The organism is Gardnerella pickettii, from assembly GCF_029226345.1.
Classification (GTDB): domain Bacteria; phylum Actinomycetota; class Actinomycetes; order Actinomycetales; family Bifidobacteriaceae; genus Bifidobacterium; species Bifidobacterium piotii.
In genome coordinates this window covers 503,317-522,443 of sequence record NZ_JAKNCU010000001.1, presented here as the reverse complement: position 1 = coordinate 522,443, position 19,127 = coordinate 503,317, and the positions used below count along the sequence as shown (strand labels likewise).

The window sequence follows — 19,127 nt, the reverse complement described above, 5'->3', positions numbered from 1 at the left end:
ACCGGTCTTCCTCCTTGTGTTGGATGAGGATTTATTTTTTATTAGCTTTTGAGCTGACTGTTCTAGTTGACTCAAGATTACTAGTTTCAGTTTTGCTCTCAAGCAAAGGTTGATTTTCGGATAAAATTTTATTGCTTAAAAGTCGAATACCAACTATTATTGCGCAAACAAAAAGAATAATAAGCCAAGAAAAGCCAAAACCATATATTGTTAAATGCCCTAAGGAACGAAGACTTCTACTTACATTAACTCCAACATGTGCTAATCTAAATCTTCCCAAACTACCATTTGCAAATAGAAGCAATACACTCATAACAAGTATTATTGCCATGCAAGACGCTACTAGAACTATTGCAGATTGAACAAATGCAAAAGCTGTTTTCTTCCAGTCTACTTTATTGTTATCAAATATGATTCTAAGGTTGCACAACTTTGAGTACAAAATTATAAACAATGCCAAAATAGCGCACAAAACAAACAATATACTAACCGAAGCTGTTCTATAGAATGAATCTTTTATAGCATCTGGGAATATTGCAAAAAGTGGAATAGGTGGTAACGATTTTTTGCTAACAGAAAAAATACTAAAGCTTGCAATATCTCCAATGTTGAATCCTGCTCCAGAAATCCAAGATAATGCCCATAGTGCAATATTCGGCAACCACACTAAACAGGCAATAGATGTTAAAATCCTAGAACCGATTTGCATCCCTAGCTTAGAAAATGCAATCTCAACGTTGCTTGAACCAACTACACACCAAAAGATGATTGTTAAAAGTGCAACAATTGCGTAAATTGCCAAAACACTTATAGAGCAATAAAAACAGATTTTTGCGCATTTAATTGTTCGCTCAGAAAAATGCTTTGCCAACTTTTGTTTTATTTGTGCAAACGTAGAAGAATATGGAAAAACGGCAATCATCATAGCCAAAATATACACACAAACACTTTTTAGCAATATTATTGGCGAAGAATCCAACAACTCAATATTAGTATTTTGGGATATTACATAATTTGCAAAAACCCAAACAAATAATCCTATTGAATTGGCTAATTGACCGCCTTTTAGCTTTCTCATTGCAATTGCAAGAGATGAAACTAAAAGAATTGTTAATCCAAGAGGAATAATCGTAAGAACAAAATCGTCAAAACCAAGACCAACACCTTGTGCAAAAAGAAGTACGGCCCATGTTAAAGACATTGATGAATCAGAAAGATTACCAGTTCCTTCTTCAATCGAAATTACTAAAAGCGTTAAAGACATAAACAATCCAACAATAAGAGCAAAAACAAAAATAGCTATTGCTGGAATAGCTAAACCCTTCAAAACGCTAATAAGAGAAGATTTTAGTTTTTTCAAAATTGTTTCTCCCCTACGTTCTTAAAGTTTAGACTTGGATTATTTTGGATTATCTATGTATTTAACGCTTTTCCTAAAACTATTATTTGCTGTGTTTAAGCTGGCATTTTCATTAAGCTAGAGCACTTATAGGATTGCAGGTCGCTCATTCCGTTAATGCCCGTTAGCTCCATTACAAAGCAGAATCCAGCAACAACACCTTCGGATCTTTCAACAAGCCTTGCAGCAGCTTTTGCGGTTCCTCCTGTTGCAATCAAATCATCAACAATAAGAACACGCTGGCCAGGTTTAATCGAGTCTTTTTCAATCTCGATTTTAGCTTCTCCATATTCAAGAGAATACGATTCGCTAATAACTTCTGGCGGCAACTTCCCTGCTTTTCTTACGGCAACAAAACCCTTATTTAAGCGTGCAGCTAATACTGGGCCAAATAAGAATCCACGAGCTTCAAGACCTGCAACTAAATCAAAAGAATCTTTAGAAACTGGCAAAGAATCAACAAGTGACTCAATAAGAATGTTCATACCACGAGCATCTGCAAATACTGGTAGAAAATCGCGAAAAACAATCTTTGGATTAGGGAATCCTGGAATTGTGCGAACAAGAGATGCTAAATAATTAGCATCTTCACTACTAACATTCTTTAGAGGCTTTACCGTAATATCAGTTGTTGTCATAATCCTAGCGTTCTATTCTAGTTTTCTTTATTTTCATTAGATTCGCTAGATTCTTGAACCTCGTTAGATTCATTGGATTCTTGCGATTCGTTATCTTCTGCGCTATCCGCATTATTATTAGCGCCTTCTGCACTATCTTCTTTATCGTAGCTATTAAAATCTACGCGAACGTAAACCCTGTTAACAGCACGGAAAGATACGCGAAGCAGACTACCTTCTGAATCTAAAACAATTTCTTCGTGATCTGCATCAACGCTAACAACTTTACCAATAATTCCGCCAATGGTTATAACCTCAACACCAGGCTTTAAGGAATCATGGAAAGAACGCAATTCAGTTTGGCGCTTTTTCATGTTACGAGATTGGAACCACATGATACCAACCATGGCAATTACAAGAACAATAAGCATGCCATACTGTTGAAAGAATTGGGGCACAATAAACTCCTTAAGTTATCCAACCCTAAGACGGCAAAACACCGTCCAAATCAACTATTTTATGTTATCTATCTGACATTATCGGGTGCTTTAAGACCTAAATGTTGCCAAGCTTTTTCGGTTGCAACTCTGCCTTTAGGTGTTCTAACAAGAAAGCCTTCTCGAACCAAATATGGTTCACAAACTGTTTCCACAGTTTCCGACTCTTCTCCAACCATTGCAGCCAAGTTATTAAGCCCTACAGGACCACCATTAAATTGAACCACAATAGCTTTTAGAACAGCAATATCTAAACGATCAAGGCCTTGAGTATCTATTTGATACAAAGATAAAGCCTCGATTACAGACTCGCGATTTACTTCTTTAAGATTATGGACTACTGCCCAATCTCTAACACGCCTCAAAAGTCTGTTTGCAATTCTAGGAGTTCCTCTAGAGCGCAAAGCAAGCTCTTTTGCCGCTTGGTCTGCAAGATTTACGTCTAAAAGTGCGGAAGAGCGCTCAATAAGCTTCTCTAGCTCTTCGTGAGGATAAAAATCCAAGTGAGCAGTAAAACCAAAACGCGCTCTAAGAGGAGAAGGAAGCATGCCTTCCCTAGTAGTTGCGCCAACAACCGTAAAATGAGGCAAAGTAAGCGGTATAGAAGACGCTCCAGGTCCTTTTCCAACCATAACGTCTACTCGAAAATCTTCCATAGCGATATAAAGCAACTCTTCTGCAGCGCGAGGAAGTCGATGAATCTCATCAATAAACAACACTTCACCTGTATCTAGAGAGCTTAAAATCGATGCTAAATCCCCAGCATGTTGAATAGCAGGGCCAGAAGTAACTCGAATAGAAACACCTAATTCGTTAGCAACAATCATTGCCAACGTTGTTTTTCCAAGACCAGGAGGACCCGCAAGAAGCATATGATCTGGAGGAACATTACGCAATCTTGCAGCATCCAAAAAAAGTTGCAACTGCGCTTTTAATAAAGGCTGACCAATAAAACCATCCAGAACATGAGGACGTAACTCCTCATCACTAATTTGCTCGTTTTCTATAGGGCTAGAAGATACTATTCTTAATGAATCTTCTGATACGCCAGTATTAACAGATTGAACGCTGTTTATCTTCTCGCTGTTGATTTTCTCGCCAAAACTCATAATCCTCACCTGCCTCTATCCAGCGAAGACAAAGCCATGCGCAAAACTGTTGGCATATCTTCATCTCTAATTGGCAAAGAAATATGCTCTTGTTTACAAACGCTTTCCACTGCTTTTTGAGCATCAAACTGCTTCCAGCCTAAAGACATCAATCCAACAACAACTTTTTGCATAGAAGAATCAATAAAATCGCTTATATTCTTGTTTACATTTTTATCCGCGCTATCTTGTTCTAATAAAGACACGTCAATAGAGCCTTTAAGCTCGAGGATAATTTTTTGTGCACCCTTTTTTCCCAGCCCAGGAGCGGAAGAAAGCGCGGAAACATCTGAATCCGCAATAGCCTTAATCAAACGATCTACGCTTAATGTTGAAAGCAAAGAAAGAGCTACTTTAGGACCCACTCCACTAACTTTTTGTTGAATTTGAAGAAAAATACGCTTTGCAGCTATACTTGTAAAACCATAAAGCGTAATAGCATCTTGACTAACTTGCAAAGACGTATAAACTCTAACTTCTTGACCTTCTCGCAAAGATGACAAATCTGACGAAGGCATATATACCTCGTAGCCAACGCCACAAACACAGACAAGCGCACAACGCGAATCGATAGATTCCACTACGCCATTAAGCATACCGATCATCAGCGCTCACCTTTCAAAATAAATCCCTACAGCCTATAGAACATCTGTTCTATAAACATCCTACATACCTCGCCCGACAGAACTTGATCCGCGCGCCGCACGCAAAGACTCGGCCCACTTTCTTTGAGCATCCGTTAAATGCTGCTCTCGCTCTCCGCCTTGCAACGCGCCTGCAGGTCTAAGAGCATGGCAAATAGCTTGAGCTAAAGCATCGGCAGCATCTGCAGGAGTTGGCAATATATTAAGATTCAAAAGACGCGCAACCATGCGCTCTACTTGCTCTTTGCCAGCACTACCACTGCCTGCAACAGCAAGTTTAACCTCCGTAGGAGTGTGCAAAGCAACAGGAATACCCCTTTGAGCTGCAACAAGCATAGCGATTCCTGCAACTTGAGCAGTTCCAAGCACCGTATTTCGATTTTCTTGAGCAAACACGCGCTCAATCGAAACAACATCTGGCGAAAACCTCTCGATTTTCTCCACAAGACCATTGTAAATTTCTAGCAATCTTAAATCTTGAGAAGTTTTTGGATTGCTTCTTAAAACATCGACGTGAATAAAAGAAAGCCGACGAGAAACGCCGGCTTCAATCACGCCGACCCCGCAGCGAGTAAGCCCGGGGTCAACGCCCAAAATCATCATTGGAAACTATTCTGCTTCCTCAAGCTGAGCCATAACTTCATCCGAAGCAGTCCAGTTGCTATAAATATTTTGAACATCGTCCAAATCATCAAGATTGTCAATCAAGCGAGACACCTTTTGAGCATCTTCAAAGCTCAACTCAACCTCGTTGTTTGGATGCATAACGATTTCTGCAGAATCGTAGTCAAAACCAGCATCTTGCAAAGCCTTACGAACAGTTACCAAATCGCTAGAATCCGTGTATACGGAATACACATCTCCATCGTCTGCAACGTCTTCAGCGCCTGCTTCTGCAGCAATATCAAAGAGCTTGCTATAGTCAACGCCTTCGCTAGGAACTTCAATCAATCCCTTGCGCTCAAAATTAAAGCTCACAGAACCGCTTGTGGCCAAAGAACCATTGCCCTTTGTAAGAGTGGAGCGAACATCTGCTGCAGCGCGATTGCGATTATCGGTAAGGCACTCAATAATCAAGCCAACGCCTGCTGGTGCATAACCTTCGTAAACAATCTCTTCGTAGTTTGCGCCGCCTGCTTCTTCGCCAGATCCACGCTTAACAGCGCGCTTAATGTTGTCTGCTGGCATAGAAGCTTTCTTAGCTTTAACGATTGCATCGTACAAAGTTGGGTTACCATCTGGGTCTCCACCACCAAGACGAGCTGCGATTTCAATATTCTTAATAAGCTTGGCGAAAAGCTTGCCGCGCTTTGCGTCGATAGCGGCCTTCTTGTGCTTTGTGGTCGCCCACTTGGAATGACCTGACATGATACTCCTAAAAAGTGTACGGTTACGTAAACGTGATGATTTTAATGCGCTTTAGCGACAAATTGCCAAAACAAGTTTATTTAAGCAAATTTTTAACTTCAAAAATGCGTTGAAAAACAGTTATAGCTCCACCAACGCAAAGAATAATCATTGCTAAGCAAAGCCACAATAGCCAACCTGTTAATCCGCTTAGTCCCATTGAAACTAGAATTATGGCCACTCTGTCTGCGCGAGTAATCAACCCTTTTTTAGCATCTACTCCAACAGACTCGCCTCTTGCTCTAGCATACGATGTTACAAAAGCAAACATCATAGATACTAGCGAGCACACTAATCCGCAATATCGCAAAAAATTATTCACACAAAATGGCAAATATAAGCAAATGTTTAGATTATTTGCGCGATATAAACAAATGCAAACACACGCAAAAAGCGACCAATCCGCAATTCTATCTAGAGTTGAATCTAAAAATGCGCCAAATTTAGTGCCACCATTCTTGTTTGTTAAAGCAGCAACAGAACCATCCAAAGCGTCTGCAAGAACAAAAATCGTAAGCAAAATAGTGCCAATCAAAAGCTGACCGCTTATAGAAATAAAAACAGAAGTTGCAACAAGCGCAATGGTGCCAAAAATCGTAACACTGTTAGCACTACATCCAAATTTAACAAGAAGCTTTGCAATTGGCAAAATAACACGTTTGAATCCACTTCTTAAAGATTCCAACATATTAAGCCTTTCTTTGATTCAAACACGAGTATTCAAACACAGCACTCAAACACGAGTATTCAAACACAAATCACTTCTAAACTCATCACCGCGTTAACAAAAACGCCGCTTAAAACTAAGCGGCGCTAATTCTAGCTCCCTCACCTGGATTCGAACCAAGACAAAGGGTTCCAAAGACCCGTGTGCTGCCATTACACCATGAGGGAACGGCGGAAAAAACCGCCAAGTCACTATTATGCCACAACAATCAAAATCGTCAAGCTTGGCGTGGCGAAATAGGATTTATGCAAATTTATGCAAACAAAAACCCTTTTCCGTGATGTTCTGGGTACGTGTCAAACAGCTTTGCAACAGACCCATCTTCAAACACAGCTTTAATCGCGCTTGCCAAAAGTGGAGCAATCGAAAGAACCGTCAACCCATCCCAACGCTTTTCTTGTGGGATTGGAACAGTATCTGTTAACACAACTTCTCTAGCGCCACAATTCTTCAAACGCTCAACTGCAGGACCAGAAAGAACGCCGTGCGTTGCAACAACAGTTACAGACTTTGCTCCAGCGTCTTTAAGAACATTGCAAGCACCTGCGATTGTTCCAGCAGTATCGATTAAATCGTCTACCATAACGCAATCGCGACCAGCAACATCACCAACTACACGGTTTGCAACAGCTTGATTTGGACGCGTAATATCTCTAGTCTTATGAACAAAAGCCAATGGACCTCCGCCCAATCTTTGCGCCCACTGCTCCGCAACACGGATTCGTCCTGCATCTGGCGAAACAACGGTAACATTGCCTAAATCTTCGCTAAAGCGATCCCTTACATAGTCCACCAAAACTGGCATAGCAATCAAATGATCTACAGGACCATCAAAGAATCCTTGCGATTGCGCAGCATGCAAATCAACGCTCATAATGCGATCTGCGCCTGCAGTTTTAAGTAAATCAAACATCAAACGGCAAGAAATAGGCTCACGACCGCGATGCTTTTTATCTTGTCTAGAATATCCAAGCAACGGGCACACAGCGGTAATAGAACGAGCAGACGCGCGCTTTAATGCATCGATCATAATCAACTGTTCCATAATGGACTTATTAACAGGGTCACTATGACTTTGCAACACAAACACGTCTGTTCCTCGCACAGACTGAGTGTAACGAACATACATCTCGCCATTAGCAAAATCGTATGCTGTTGTTTCCAATACATCTATACCAAGCTGATTCGCAACATCTTTAGCAAGCTTAGGATGCGCGCGACCAGTTACGAGAACAAGGTTTTTATCTGGCTTTCCTTCAAGGACGATGCTCACCATATCTCCAAACGCTAGTTCGCTAACAGTCCACAAAAATCGGACTGAGTTCAATACTATCTATTTGCGCAGACTATAACCATTAAGCCGTTTCATACATAACAAATGCTTGCAAACAGTTGCAAATCCTTACAAAAACATTACAAATCATTACAAATCGCGTATATATAAACCGTGTTTAACTATGTATTGAACAACGCCGTCTGGAACCAAATACCAAACTGGCTCCCCATGCTCTGCACGCTTGCGAACATCTGTTGAAGAAATTGCCAACGCTGGAATCTCCAATATGTCAACTGGAAAACGATGACTATGGCAATTAACCATATCGTCACACGAATCGTAAGACGCGGAACGAGCTTCAATTTGTGTAAACTTTTCTGGACTTGCATAGCCTGGACGCGTTACAGCAACAAATCTAGCTAAACTCCATAATTCTCTAGCATTTTTCCATTGCATAATCTCTGCAATAGCGTCTGCTCCAGTAATAAAGAAAAGCTCCGCGTCTGGGTGTTGCGCGCGAATATCACGAAGCGTGTCGATTGTGTAAGTAACACCAGGCCTATCAATATCTACTCTAGAAACTGTAAATTTTGGGTTTGAAGCCGTTGCGATTACAGTCATCAAATATCTGTCTTCTGCATTTGTGACTTTTTTGTCTAGCTTAAAAACAGGCTTTCCAGTAGGAACAAAAATAACTTCGTCTAAATCATAAACCCACGCAACTTCGGAAGCTGCTACCAAGTGGCCATTGTGAATCGGATCAAAAGTGCCACCCATAATCCCTATGCGCGGGTGTTGATGAACATTTCCTCTTGCAGAATGCTTAAGCCTAGAAGAATTTGCCGAAACTGGCACGCTAGCTTGACTTTGGTCAAAAGAACCTTGGAACAAATCCGACATTCTGCGTTCTGTAGATGAATCACTCATTTAATTCATCCTAGATGCATTGCGTACATTGTGCGCGTTATTTGCATTAGACGCATCTGCAGCATCATCTGCTTTCGCTTCATCAATTACGCTGGAAGCAACATTTGCTTTGTCTGGATTAATGTTTCCCATTTCTTCATTCCACTCATCTTGAACAACGCGCTTAATTTCTTCAAACGTTGGAAGAGCAAAATCGGGTTGGAAAACGCCTCGAATGTTTGCAACGCACTCCGTAATCTCTACAAGAACTTCACTCATATTGTCTACAAGGCTAGCGCGCTCAAGCTTACTAAATTCAGCTATATTGCTTTCCATTTTTTGCAAATTCTTATTAACTTCATCTATTATTTCGCTGTTTTCTGGCGTAACAACATCTCGATTATCTCTATCTGGCCAACCCATTAAAACAGCGTCAGCATATTCAAGAGAAGACCTTTGACTTGCAGACGCAATCCCATCTTCTATTTGAACTAAAAACACGTAACGAACAATAGACAATCTTTCTGCTGCAACATCTAAAGCATCAAGCACATTAGAAGCACTTACACCATTAGATAGGCTTATAGATAGGCTTAGATTTTCGTTTGATTGATTTTTAGCAATTTTAGACGATTGTGATTGTGATGTATCAGGCATATTCTTAACCTTACTCTTAAGCCCTTATTTGTCCTTGACCGTAGCCAATCCACTTTGTAGTTGTCATCTCTACTAAGCCCATTGGCCCTCTTGCATGCAGCTTTTGAGTGGAAATTCCAAGCTCGGCTCCAAAACCAAATTCGCCGCCGTCTGTAAACCTTGTTGAAGCATTTACCATAACAACCGCACTGTCTATTGACGAAACAAACTCGTTAATCGTTAAGTAATCCTCACAAATAATCGTTTCCGTGTGACCAGTTGAATATTTTGAAATATGATTAATGGCATCTTTAACACCATCTACAACTTTTACTCCGATTTGCAAAGACAAGTATTCTGTAGACCAATCTTCATTATTTGCATGCTCTAGTTTAATACCACTTATATTTGCGGATGATAAGATATTGTATGATTCTTCATCAGCATGAATTAAAACATTACGATTCGCTAATTCGCTTGCGACTTTTGGAAGAAAATCTTTAGCAACGCTTCGATCTACAAGTAATTTTTCTGCAGCATTACAAACTCCGACTCGTTGAGTTTTTGCGTTTATAATAATCGGAATTGCTTGACTAAAGTTTGCTGTTTTATCTACATAAACGTGAACGTTTCCAGCGCCAGTTTCTATGACTGGAACTGTTGATTCTTTAACAACTGCAGCAATCAGATTTGCGCTTCCTCTAGGAACAAGAACATCAATATGACCATGTGCGTGCATCATTGATGTTGCACCGCTTCTGCCAAGATCATCAACAGATTCTATAAGATTTTCACTTACACCAAAATCTTTTAAGACTTGCTTTAACACGCTAACAGTTGCATGATTTGTGCATTCGGCTGCGCTTCCGCCTCTTAAAATTACAGCGTTTGAAGATTTTACGCACAAAGATGCAACGTCAACAGTTACATTTGGTCTAGCTTCGTAAATCATTCCCATTACGCCAATTGGCACTCTTACTTGAGAAAGTCTAATACCATTTTCCAGCGTGTATCCTCTAACAATTTGGCCAACAGGATCTTGTAATTGCGCTATTTTTCTAACACTTTGAGCTGATTTAACTATTCTTTCTTTGTTAAACACAAGTCTGTCTAGTTTTCCAGCATCCATACCATTTTTTTGGGCTTTTTCTAAGTCTTGCTTATTTGCTTTTTCAATAAATTCTGCGTTATTTTCAAGAGAATCAGCAATAGCATTTAAAAGATTGTTCTTAAAAGTGGCATTAGCTTTAGCAAATTCTCTTTGTGCGATTCGCGCATCATCTGCTCTAGAAAAAACAATAGAATCTGTAGAGTCCCCATGCTCTTTAGAACTATTGACTTGCTCACTATTATGCGTTTCGTCAAACTTTGTATTGAGATTAATCATATTGAACATATTAGCAATAGCAGTGCTTAGGCTCCAACGCTTCGGGTATTATGTATAACAATTGACACAAATGGAGGAATCATGGCAGAAAACACTACGAATGCAGTTATGTTTCATAGCACTAGGTCTAACTCTAAAACCTACACTTCGAAGCAAGCTATTCGTAGGGGCATAGCCGAAGACGGCGGCCTGTTTGTTACGGATTGCCTTGGTGAGACTCGCTACAATATTTCTAATATTGTTGGAAAATCTTATAAGCAAATCGCTAAAGATGTTCTTCAAATCCTCCTTCCAGATTTTACTTCTAGCGAGCTTGATGAGTGCGTTGAAAATGCTTATGGAGATCAATGGGAAGATTGCGAAATTACTCCATTAAAGCAGCTTGGCACTAACAATGATTTTGTTTTAGAGCTTTTCCACGGCCCTACTTGCGCTTTTAAAGATGTTGCTTTGCAAATTTTGCCACAATTTATTCGTTGCTCAAAAAATGCTTCTGACTCTAGCCAAAACGTTATGATTCTTACAGCTACTTCGGGAGATACAGGCAAAGCTGCTCTAGCTGGCTTTGCAAACGTTGAAGGCACTTCTATGGTTACTTTTTACCCAGAAGGTAAAGTAAGTAAAGTTCAAGAATTGCAAATGACAACTCAAATCGGAAGCAACGTAAAAGTTTGCGCTGTTAGAGGTAATTTTGACGACACTCAAAGCAGCGTTAAGCAAATCTTTACTAACGGCTCAATTAATGAATCGATTAAGAACAACAATAATGCTTTGCTTTCTTCTGCTAATTCGATTAATATAGGCAGACTTATTCCTCAAGTTGTTTACTACTTTTACGCTTATTCTAAGCTTGTTGAACGCGGATCTATAAAGCTTGGAGACGAAGTGGAATTTTGCGTTCCAAGTGGCAATTTTGGCAATATTCTTGCTGGATATTATGCAAAAATGCTTGGTCTTCCTGTAAAGCACTTGATTGTTGCAAGCAATAGCAATAATGTTTTGTTTGACTTTTTGGTTAGCGGAACATATAACAAGATTCGACCTTTCCATCAAACAGTTGCGCCTTCTATGGATATTCTTGTTTCTTCTAATTTGGAACGCATGCTTTACTACATGTGCAATAAAGATACGCGACTTTTGCAAATGCTTATGAATGATTTGCAACAATGGGGCGCTTTTGAAGTACCAGAAGACGTGCTTTCTAAAATTCGAGAACTTTTTGGATGCGGATGGGCAAACGAGGATCAAATTCGCGATTCCATAAAAGAATGCTGGAATAAGCATAATTATGTTATTGACCCACATACTGCTTGCGGATACTTTGTTATGAGCCATATTCCTCATGATTCTAGTGTTCCTCGCGTTCTTTTAAGCACTGCAAGCCCGTATAAGTTCCCTAGAGTTGTTTGCGAATCTTTAGGCTTAAATGTTGAAGGATTAGATGATTTTGCTTGCATGGATTTGCTGGAAAGAAAAACTTCTACAAACGCTCCTAAAATGCTTAGCGAACTTAAGAATAAAACAGCTAGATTCAACGATGTTATTAACGTTGAAGATATGCCAGATTACGTTCTTAAGTGTGCTAACGAAATCTGCTAAGTCCTAATAGTTTAAGACTTAAACAGAGCATAATATACTTCGTTTAACGTGCTTAAATCGTGACCTTTTCTAGCTCCTGCAGAGAAGAATCTTCGCCTTCTAACATCTGGTTCTAGATTTCTTGTTCGCTGTGCTACCTTTTTGCCCAAATCCCATGCACTTTGCTCAAAAACACCGTTTTCTCTAGCATCTTGCAAAGATGAGGTTATTATTGCAGAAGCAACTCCCTTTTTTTGCAACTCCATGCGAGTTGCACGTTCTCCTAATGTTCTACTTGAGCATGAGCGTATAACAGATTGAGCATATTGTTCATCGTCAATCAAGTGCAAATCTTCTAAACGAATTATTACAGATTCAACAATATTCTCTCTATAACCCTTATCTATAAGCCTATTTTTTAAGTCGTTTGAAGACCTTGCAGCATAATCTAACATTCTTAAAGCACACTCTTTGCAACTATCAAAGTCGCATGCTTTTTTAGAGTCTACTTTTTTAACAGCTTTATTATTAAAAGAGTTATACTTTTGCAATCTATAAGACGAATGGCATGAGTTTTCTTCGCAATCACCTATTTCAACACTACTCTCTAAATAATGCGAATTAACAACTTCTAAACTACAATCATCTTGTGCACACACATTCTTGTTCTTAACATCATTTTTGTTAAAAACAGAAGCATCTACGGGTTTATGATTGCGAAGAAAACTCTCAACACTAATCATCTATCAGTCTTCTCATCTATCACTATTTATTCTTGGAATCTTTACTAGAAGCATCTGAGTTATTTTCTGCATTAGAATTCGACTTTGCTTTTTCGCTATCGTCTTCATCTTCTACTTCAACAAATTGATCTTCTGGCTTCATTAGCCCAAAAGCAACTTTTACTTTATCGCTAATTTCTTCCGTAATAGCAGGATTATCCTTAAGGAATTGACGCACGTTTTCTCTACCTTGACCAAGCTGTTCACCCTCATACGTAAACCAAGAACCAGACTTTTTAATAACGTCACACTGTACAGCCATATCAATTACAGAGCCTTCAGTAGATATTCCCTCTCCATAAAGAACATCAAATTCAGCTGTTTTGAAAGGAGGAGCCATTTTATTCTTAACAATCTTTACTTTAGTTCGATTGCCAACAGCTTCTTCTCCGTTTTTAATAGTAGAAACACGCCTAATATCCATTCGAACAGACGAATAGAATTTAAGAGCTTTACCACCTGTAGTTGTTTCTGGATTACCAAAGAACACACCAATTTTTTCTCTAAGCTGATTAATAAAGATTGCGGTTGTTCCAGCTTGAGACAAAGCTCCTGTCATCTTTCTTAAAGCCTGACTCATTAAGCGAGCTTGCAAACCAACATGGCTATCTCCCATATCTCCGTCAATTTCGGCTTTTGGAACAAGCGCTGCTACAGAATCAACAACTATAACATCTAAAGCACCAGATCGAATAAGCATATCTGCAATCTCTAAAGCTTGCTCACCATTATCTGGCTGAGAAACAATAAGAGAATCCGTATCTACACCTAATTTACGCGCATAAACTGGATCTAACGCATGCTCAGCATCAATAAACGCTGCAACTCCGCCATTCTTTTGAGCATTAGCAACAATGTGCAAAGCTAACGTTGTTTTACCAGAAGATTCTGGACCATAAACCTCTACAATACGCCCACGAGGAACACCACCAATTCCCAAAGCCATGTCTAGAGCTAAAGAACCAGTAGGAATAACCTCAACATCTTGCAGTGGCTTATCTCCTAATCGCATTGCAGAACCCTTGCCATATTGTTTTTCAACATTTGCAAGAGCCATCTCTAGCGCTGCTTTTCTACGTGGATCTGCCTTGTCGGCATCAATAAGACGATCCACAGCACCCTTTTTTGTTTGTTGTGCCATATTATTACTCCTTTCGCATGCCGATGTATTGATGACCATACTCAATACATGATGCCCGTGCAAGCGTTTTAGAGCAATGTGGTTAAAGGCTATTTTCCAATAACCAATAGGCACTTACACGCTGCAAGAAGACCAACAATTAAATATTATACACCATAAACGAACATTTGTTCGATATGCGTGTTGGCTTGAAATTCCAACAAAAACGCATACACGCAATCAAATTAAAAAATAAAATAACCTTATTTTGCAGGAAGCGGCGGAGCATTATGATCTTTGCCCCACCTTTTATTATCTGGAATATTCATATGATCACATAAAACATTCCAAACAATTCTAGGCTCCACGCCAGCATCAATCGCCTCGCGCGCGCTCATACCATCAAGCTTTTGCAACTCTTGGTCTTTAGCAATACTCCTACCAAATTCTCTACCGAAAACTTCTTCAAGAAGCTCCCAAAATTCACGTTCGCGCATAAAAAATCCAATCTTCAAAAATAAGAGCATAGAAAATCCTAATTAGCGCGCTAACAACACCAATACGAACGTCTTTTCTGTCTCCAGAAATATTTAGTTGAGCGCAAAGCGTAAAACCGTGGTCAACTGAATAAGTAGAACATCTACTTAAAGAAAGATTGCTTATTTTGCCACATTTACACTCAAAAACACGATCTTTAATATTGTTAATTTTTAGCGAAACTAAATCAAAATCGAGCGAAGAACAGCGCTTTGAAGCAACATTTGGAATAAAAATTCCAACGTAAGCCAATCCTTGTGGCTTTAAGCCATCGGAGCCAGGACCTGCAACGCCAGTAGTAGACAATCCAATAACAGGAAAATCTGCGCTATCAACATCTTTACTAGAATCCATGCAATCGTATTGCCACTTTGCGCCGCTATACAATCTTGCGCAACCAAACGCCATTTGCTTTGCAACACTAGGCTCTACAGCACCGCAAGTTTTAAGCAAATCGCAATCCACGCCAAGAATCTTAGATTTTTCGCGAATATCATAAGTAACAGCAGAACCAAGAAAAACCTTTGAAGCTCCAGGAATATTTACAAACGAATCCGCAAGAAGTCCTCCTGTTAAAGATTCTGCACAAGAAATATGCAAAGAATTATTCACACAAAAATCGAGAATCTTACTTGCGAAAGCATCCGTAGAAGAATCCGTAGAAGCACTTGCCAAATAGTCGCACATTTTACTATCGCTTAAACGCACCGCGCACGTAAAGGAATCCAGAATAAAGCGCAAAACCAAGAGCGATGCCTATAAATCCGTAGCAAAGCGAGTAATAGCACACAACCCAAACAGAAACATTATAAGCGCAAAATATTGGAACAATAGGCGCAAGCAACATTGAAATTCCAACAGATTGAGAAAGTGTCTTATACTTTCCTGCCCAAGATGCTGCAATAACTTTTCCGCCTTTATCTATAACGTAAAAACGCAAAACAGTAATGCCTATTTCTCTAAGAATAAACAGTAGAGTAATCCACCAATAAAGCTCGCCAAAAGCAGAAGCAATAATAAGAGCAGAAAGTATTAAAAGCTTATCAGCAATAGGATCTAAGAGTTTTCCAAGCTCTGTAACTTGATTATATTTTCTAGCCATCCAACCGTCTAATTTATCTGTTGAAGCTGCGATTATAAACATTGCAAACGCAGCCCAGCGAACCGAAGTAGAAGCATAGCCCCAAGGCCCAGAGATAAGATACAAAACGATGAATACAACAGAAAGAGCTATTCTTATGTAAGTCACAATGTTTGGAGCACAATTCCAACCTTCTAGCAACTTAGACTTACCATTTTGCAACATCGTTAATACCTCCATAACCGCTACACAAATATGGTATAGCAAACGCAAAACTTAATTTAACAACAATCCTTTAGCAATGCTTTAACAATACTTAATTCAAAGTGCTTAATTATGCTTAATTATGCTTAATTCAAAGAATCAGACTCGCCTTTAATAAAAGCTAATACTTTAGGCAAATCTTGCGGTTGAACAAGAACCTCACGCGCTTTAGAGCCTTCCGAAGGCCCAACAACGCCACGCGATTCAAGCAAATCCATAAGTCTGCCTGCCTTAGAAAAACCAACACGAAGTTTTCGTTGAAGCATAGACGTAGATCCAAATTGCGCACCAACAACAAGCTCGGCAGCTTGAAGAAGCTCATCCATATCGTCGCCAATATCTGTTGTTTTAGCTTGAATTTGAGCCTGTTCGTCTGCTTTTACAGCCATTTGCTCAATGTCTTCCCTGTATTTTGGCTTTCGCTGAGTTCTAACATATTCTACAGCTTTGCGAATTTCCGATTCGCTAACCCAAGAGCCCTGAACTCGCTGAGGCTTAGCAGCACCCATTGGAAGGAACAACGCATCTCCTTGACCAATCAAAGTTTCCGCGCCAACAGTGTCTAAAATAACGCGCGAATCCGTAGCAGAAGACGTAGCAAAAGCCAAACGAGATGGAATATTCGCCTTAATTAAACCAGTTACAACATCAACAGACGGGCGCTGAGTTGCAAGAACCAAATGCACACCTGCAGCACGAGCAAGCTGAGTAATGCGCTGAATAGAACTTTCAACGTCGTTTTTTGCAACCATCATCAAATCAGCCATCTCGTCTACAACAACAAGCAAATACGGGTATGGAGCAACTTTTCGCTCAGAGCCTTTTGGCGCATGAACCTTGCCTTCGCGCACGGCCTTGTTAAAGTCTTTAACATGACGGAAACCAAAGAATTGCAAGTCGTCATAGCGCGAGTCCATCTCTTTAACAACCCATTCAAGAGCTTGAGCTGCCTTCTTAGGGTCTGTAATAATCGGAGTTAGCAAATGCGGAATCCCAGCATATGCAGAAAGCTCTACTCGCTTTGGATCTACCAAAATCATGCGAACCTGCTCTGGAGTAGAACGCATAATAATCGAAGTTAGCATAGAGTTTATAAAGCTTGACTTTCCAGAGCCAGTAGCACCAGCAACAAGAAGATGCGGCATTTTATCTAGAGCAGCAGTTACAAAATGACCCTCAACGTCTTTACCAACTCCAGTGAGCATAGGATTTGAATCCTGGCGAGCTTTATCTGACCTTAAAACATCTCCAAGGTTTACAATCTCTCGATCTACGTTTGGAATCTCTATACCAATCGCAGACTTGCCTGGAATTGGAGACAAAATACGCACATCTGTGCTTGCTACAGCGTATGCAATATTTTTTTGAAGATTTGTGACTTTTTCAACTTTTACTCCAGGCCCCAACTCAACTTCGTATTGAGTAACAGAAGGACCCCTCAAAAAGCCAATAACTTTTGCATCCACTTCAAACTGTTCAAACGTAGAAGTTAGCGCACGAATTACGCGATCATTTGCAGGAGTTCTAGTTGCGTGCGGTTTTCCGTGAACAAGAATGTTCAAATCTGGCAATCTGTACGGCTCTTCGCTGTACTCACTTGAAGAATCGTTAGAATCGTTTTCATTATTGGCGTTGCTCGCACTATTTTCATCATTTTCTTGCGATGACCTATATTGATCCAACTGTTGACCAGGCATTTTACTCCATGGATCATTGCTATATTGCGATTCGCCACTAATTGGCGCTTTTGGAAATTCGTCAATATACATTTGACCAGAAGACGGCAAAGAATTAGCGCCATGAGTGCCATTAGAAACACCATTAGAACCAACAACACGCGGATGATTACTTTGATTCTGATCTTCTTGCGGGTCCGATTTAGAGCCATAGCCTTCAATAGAGTAGCCATCTTGACTTGGCTTAGAAGAAGCGCTAAAAAAAGCATCATCTCCAGCATACGCATCTAAAAGTTCGCTATTGCTATCCTTCTTTTTAGAGCCGAACATAGAATTAAAAATCTTAGAGATTATTGAATTGTGCAAATCTTTACGCGATTTTTCCGATTCACTAGAATCATGAGTTGGAACGCCTTCTACGAACTCAAGATTATCGCTGCTATTACTCGAATTTTCATCATCTGTATTCTCTAAGTCTTGATTATTCTTTGACTTTTTAGAGAAAATAGATGAAACAAATTGAGTCACATCTTCAACATGTAATTTAAGAATCATTAAAATAGCAAAAATTGCAATAATAACAAAAATTGTAAGAGCAAAAATCCTAGATAATCCCCAGGCCAAAGGAGAACCTAAGAAGAATCCTAATAATCCGCCAGATTTTTGCAAATCATCTATATTAAATTCTTGATTTTTGCTTGCAATCAAAATGTCTAAAATTGAGCAAATTGACCATAGAAGAAGAACAAAACCACCTATAACACGAGGATTTCCAGATTTAGCACCACTATTTCGCATAAGCCTAATAGCAACCGCACTAAGCCACACTGGCAAAACAACGCTCATAATTCCAAAAACCGCGGAAGATAAAGAGTGCAACGCAACACCTAAGAATCCGCTAACTCTAAACCATTCAGATGCGCAAAAAAGAACAGCAAGAATAAGTATTACAAAGCACAATCCATCTCTACGGTATGCCTCATCGTATTGCCCAACTCCAAAAAGCGAGCGAACTGCTTTGCCAATAACACGCGGAACAAAAAGCAGAGCAGACTCCCAAAATGGCTCATTAGTCTGCGTTTTAGACTGCTTACCACCATTGTTTGGCATATAAATCGCTCCTCCATAAAATGCGCGTACAAAAACCGCTAACAACTAGCAAGCTAATCGCCAGCAATCATTCACATTAAGTACAAACACCAACCGAATTATTTAAAATTATCCAATCAATATTATCAAATTAATAGCTTTACTTATTCTACTCCAAAGCATGCTAACAAAATAAACGTGTTTGAACACAAAAACAAGACGAAACAGAAAGCCATACAGAGTAAAAAAATCGGCCGAAAAACAGCCGATTAAGTGGGGTGGCTAACGCGGCTTGAACGCGCGACCTTCTGAACCACAATCAGATGCTCTACCGACTGAGCTATAGCCACCATTAC

At 39.7% G+C, this 19,127-nt stretch carries 19 protein-coding genes and 2 tRNA genes; 1 reads left to right on the top strand and 20 read right to left on the bottom strand.

Features of this window, described 5'->3' with window-relative positions:
• Positions 1-31: 31 nt before the first annotated feature.
• The 13 genes from MAF46_RS02005 to MAF46_RS01945 all read right to left on the bottom strand — a co-directional run bounded on the left by MAF46_RS02005 (position 32) and on the right by MAF46_RS01945 (position 10,653).
• The gene (locus tag MAF46_RS02005; RefSeq protein ID WP_060785988.1) at positions 32-1,360 is read right to left on the bottom strand and encodes a cell division protein PerM; all 1,329 of its coding nucleotides are present in this window, start codon (positions 1,358-1,360) and stop codon (positions 32-34) included.
• A 95-nt stretch (positions 1,361-1,455) separates the two neighbouring features.
• Positions 1,456-2,037: an adenine phosphoribosyltransferase gene (locus MAF46_RS02000; protein ID WP_004130797.1), complete on the bottom strand. Its 582-nt coding sequence runs from the start codon at positions 2,035-2,037 to the stop codon at positions 1,456-1,458.
• Positions 2,038-2,054: 17 nt separating this feature from the next.
• A complete protein-coding gene (gene yajC, locus MAF46_RS01995) occupies positions 2,055-2,474 on the bottom strand; it encodes a preprotein translocase subunit YajC (RefSeq protein WP_060785989.1) in 420 nt (139 codons plus the stop codon).
• A 68-nt stretch (positions 2,475-2,542) separates the two neighbouring features.
• Positions 2,543-3,622: a Holliday junction branch migration DNA helicase RuvB gene (gene ruvB, locus MAF46_RS01990; RefSeq protein ID WP_060785990.1), complete on the bottom strand. Its 1,080-nt coding sequence runs from the start codon at positions 3,620-3,622 to the stop codon at positions 2,543-2,545.
• 5 nt (positions 3,623-3,627) lie between these two features.
• The gene (gene ruvA / locus MAF46_RS01985; protein ID WP_060785991.1) at positions 3,628-4,266 is read right to left on the bottom strand and encodes a Holliday junction branch migration protein RuvA; all 639 of its coding nucleotides are present in this window, start codon (positions 4,264-4,266) and stop codon (positions 3,628-3,630) included.
• Between the two features lie 60 nt (positions 4,267-4,326).
• Positions 4,327-4,908 carry a crossover junction endodeoxyribonuclease RuvC gene (gene ruvC, locus MAF46_RS01980; protein ID WP_004130785.1) on the bottom strand — a complete coding sequence of 194 codons (582 nt, stop codon included), beginning with the start codon at positions 4,906-4,908 and terminating at the stop codon, positions 4,327-4,329.
• A 6-nt stretch (positions 4,909-4,914) separates the two neighbouring features.
• A complete protein-coding gene (locus MAF46_RS01975; RefSeq protein ID WP_004113651.1) occupies positions 4,915-5,673 on the bottom strand; it encodes a YebC/PmpR family DNA-binding transcriptional regulator in 759 nt (252 codons plus the stop codon).
• 76 nt (positions 5,674-5,749) lie between these two features.
• On the bottom strand, positions 5,750-6,400 hold the full coding sequence (locus tag MAF46_RS01970) for a CDP-alcohol phosphatidyltransferase family protein (protein ID WP_004130782.1): 651 nt from the start codon (positions 6,398-6,400) through the stop codon (positions 5,750-5,752).
• A 135-nt stretch (positions 6,401-6,535) separates the two neighbouring features.
• Positions 6,536-6,606, bottom strand: a tRNA-Gln gene (locus MAF46_RS01965).
• An 86-nt stretch (positions 6,607-6,692) separates the two neighbouring features.
• A complete protein-coding gene (locus MAF46_RS01960; RefSeq protein ID WP_018639222.1) occupies positions 6,693-7,715 on the bottom strand; it encodes a ribose-phosphate diphosphokinase in 1,023 nt (340 codons plus the stop codon).
• A gap of 147 nt (positions 7,716-7,862) precedes the next feature.
• Entirely contained in the window at positions 7,863-8,642 is a 780-nt protein-coding gene (nadD, locus tag MAF46_RS01955) for a nicotinate-nucleotide adenylyltransferase (RefSeq protein WP_004130778.1), read from the bottom strand.
• Positions 8,643-9,278: a hypothetical protein gene (locus tag MAF46_RS01950; RefSeq protein WP_060785992.1), complete on the bottom strand. Its 636-nt coding sequence runs from the start codon at positions 9,276-9,278 to the stop codon at positions 8,643-8,645.
• Between the two features lie 16 nt (positions 9,279-9,294).
• Positions 9,295-10,653 (bottom strand): glutamate-5-semialdehyde dehydrogenase, encoded by a 1,359-nt coding sequence (locus MAF46_RS01945; protein WP_081090850.1) that lies wholly within the window; start codon positions 10,651-10,653, stop codon positions 9,295-9,297.
• A gap of 72 nt (positions 10,654-10,725) precedes the next feature.
• Here MAF46_RS01945 and thrC point away from each other — a divergent pair, with 72 nt between their 5' ends.
• Entirely contained in the window at positions 10,726-12,243 is a 1,518-nt protein-coding gene (thrC, locus tag MAF46_RS01940; RefSeq protein WP_060785994.1) for a threonine synthase, read from the top strand.
• A gap of 11 nt (positions 12,244-12,254) precedes the next feature.
• Here thrC and MAF46_RS01935 read toward each other — a convergent pair whose 3' ends face one another.
• The 7 genes from MAF46_RS01935 to MAF46_RS01905 form a co-directional block, all read right to left on the bottom strand.
• Entirely contained in the window at positions 12,255-12,965 is a 711-nt protein-coding gene (locus MAF46_RS01935) for a regulatory protein RecX (protein WP_020757656.1), read from the bottom strand.
• Between the two features lie 22 nt (positions 12,966-12,987).
• Entirely contained in the window at positions 12,988-14,145 is a 1,158-nt protein-coding gene (gene recA / locus MAF46_RS01930; protein ID WP_018639211.1) for a recombinase RecA, read from the bottom strand.
• A gap of 242 nt (positions 14,146-14,387) precedes the next feature.
• Complete coding sequence (locus MAF46_RS01925) at positions 14,388-14,621, bottom strand: DUF3046 domain-containing protein (RefSeq protein ID WP_004130765.1); 234 nt, start codon at positions 14,619-14,621, stop codon at positions 14,388-14,390.
• On the bottom strand, positions 14,608-15,348 hold the full coding sequence (locus MAF46_RS01920) for a CinA family protein (protein WP_060785995.1): 741 nt from the start codon (positions 15,346-15,348) through the stop codon (positions 14,608-14,610). Before MAF46_RS01920 ends, MAF46_RS01925 begins: the two co-directional genes overlap by 14 nt.
• Positions 15,349-15,352: 4 nt before the next feature.
• Complete coding sequence (pgsA, locus tag MAF46_RS01915) at positions 15,353-15,967, bottom strand: CDP-diacylglycerol--glycerol-3-phosphate 3-phosphatidyltransferase (protein ID WP_032815680.1); 615 nt, start codon at positions 15,965-15,967, stop codon at positions 15,353-15,355.
• Positions 15,968-16,092: 125 nt separating this feature from the next.
• Positions 16,093-18,792 carry a DNA translocase FtsK gene (locus tag MAF46_RS01910; protein WP_060785996.1) on the bottom strand — a complete coding sequence of 900 codons (2,700 nt, stop codon included), beginning with the start codon at positions 18,790-18,792 and terminating at the stop codon, positions 16,093-16,095.
• A gap of 253 nt (positions 18,793-19,045) precedes the next feature.
• Positions 19,046-19,121: transfer RNA gene (locus tag MAF46_RS01905), tRNA-His, on the bottom strand.
• Positions 19,122-19,127: the final 6 nt, after the last annotated feature.

What these genes read in the sequence shown, in the direction of transcription:
- thrC (WP_060785994.1), top strand. Translation starts at nt 10,726, where the DNA reads ATGGCAGAAAACACTACGAATGCAGTTATGTTTCATAGCACTAGGTCT.
- MAF46_RS01910 (WP_060785996.1), bottom strand. Translation starts at nt 18,792, where the DNA reads ATGCCAAACAATGGTGGTAAGCAGTCTAAAACGCAGACTAATGAGCCA.
- pgsA (WP_032815680.1), bottom strand. Translation starts at nt 15,967, where the DNA reads ATGTTGCAAAATGGTAAGTCTAAGTTGCTAGAAGGTTGGAATTGTGCT.
- MAF46_RS01960 (WP_018639222.1), bottom strand. Translation starts at nt 7,715, where the DNA reads ATGGTGAGCATCGTCCTTGAAGGAAAGCCAGATAAAAACCTTGTTCTC.
- MAF46_RS01925 (WP_004130765.1), bottom strand. Translation starts at nt 14,621, where the DNA reads ATGCGCGAACGTGAATTTTGGGAGCTTCTTGAAGAAGTTTTCGGTAGA.
- nadD (WP_004130778.1), bottom strand. Translation starts at nt 8,642, where the DNA reads ATGAGTGATTCATCTACAGAACGCAGAATGTCGGATTTGTTCCAAGGT.
- ruvC (WP_004130785.1), bottom strand. Translation starts at nt 4,908, where the DNA reads ATGATGATTTTGGGCGTTGACCCCGGGCTTACTCGCTGCGGGGTCGGC.
- MAF46_RS02000 (WP_004130797.1), bottom strand. Translation starts at nt 2,037, where the DNA reads ATGACAACAACTGATATTACGGTAAAGCCTCTAAAGAATGTTAGTAGT.
- ruvB (WP_060785990.1), bottom strand. Translation starts at nt 3,622, where the DNA reads ATGAGTTTTGGCGAGAAAATCAACAGCGAGAAGATAAACAGCGTTCAA.
- MAF46_RS01970 (WP_004130782.1), bottom strand. Translation starts at nt 6,400, where the DNA reads ATGTTGGAATCTTTAAGAAGTGGATTCAAACGTGTTATTTTGCCAATT.
- MAF46_RS01950 (WP_060785992.1), bottom strand. Translation starts at nt 9,278, where the DNA reads ATGCCTGATACATCACAATCACAATCGTCTAAAATTGCTAAAAATCAA.
- MAF46_RS01935 (WP_020757656.1), bottom strand. Translation starts at nt 12,965, where the DNA reads ATGATTAGTGTTGAGAGTTTTCTTCGCAATCATAAACCCGTAGATGCT.
- MAF46_RS01920 (WP_060785995.1), bottom strand. Translation starts at nt 15,348, where the DNA reads ATGTGCGACTATTTGGCAAGTGCTTCTACGGATTCTTCTACGGATGCT.
- MAF46_RS01975 (WP_004113651.1), bottom strand. Translation starts at nt 5,673, where the DNA reads ATGTCAGGTCATTCCAAGTGGGCGACCACAAAGCACAAGAAGGCCGCT.
- ruvA (WP_060785991.1), bottom strand. Translation starts at nt 4,266, where the DNA reads ATGATCGGTATGCTTAATGGCGTAGTGGAATCTATCGATTCGCGTTGT.
- recA (WP_018639211.1), bottom strand. Translation starts at nt 14,145, where the DNA reads ATGGCACAACAAACAAAAAAGGGTGCTGTGGATCGTCTTATTGATGCC.
- MAF46_RS01945 (WP_081090850.1), bottom strand. Translation starts at nt 10,653, where the DNA reads ATGTTCAATATGATTAATCTCAATACAAAGTTTGACGAAACGCATAAT.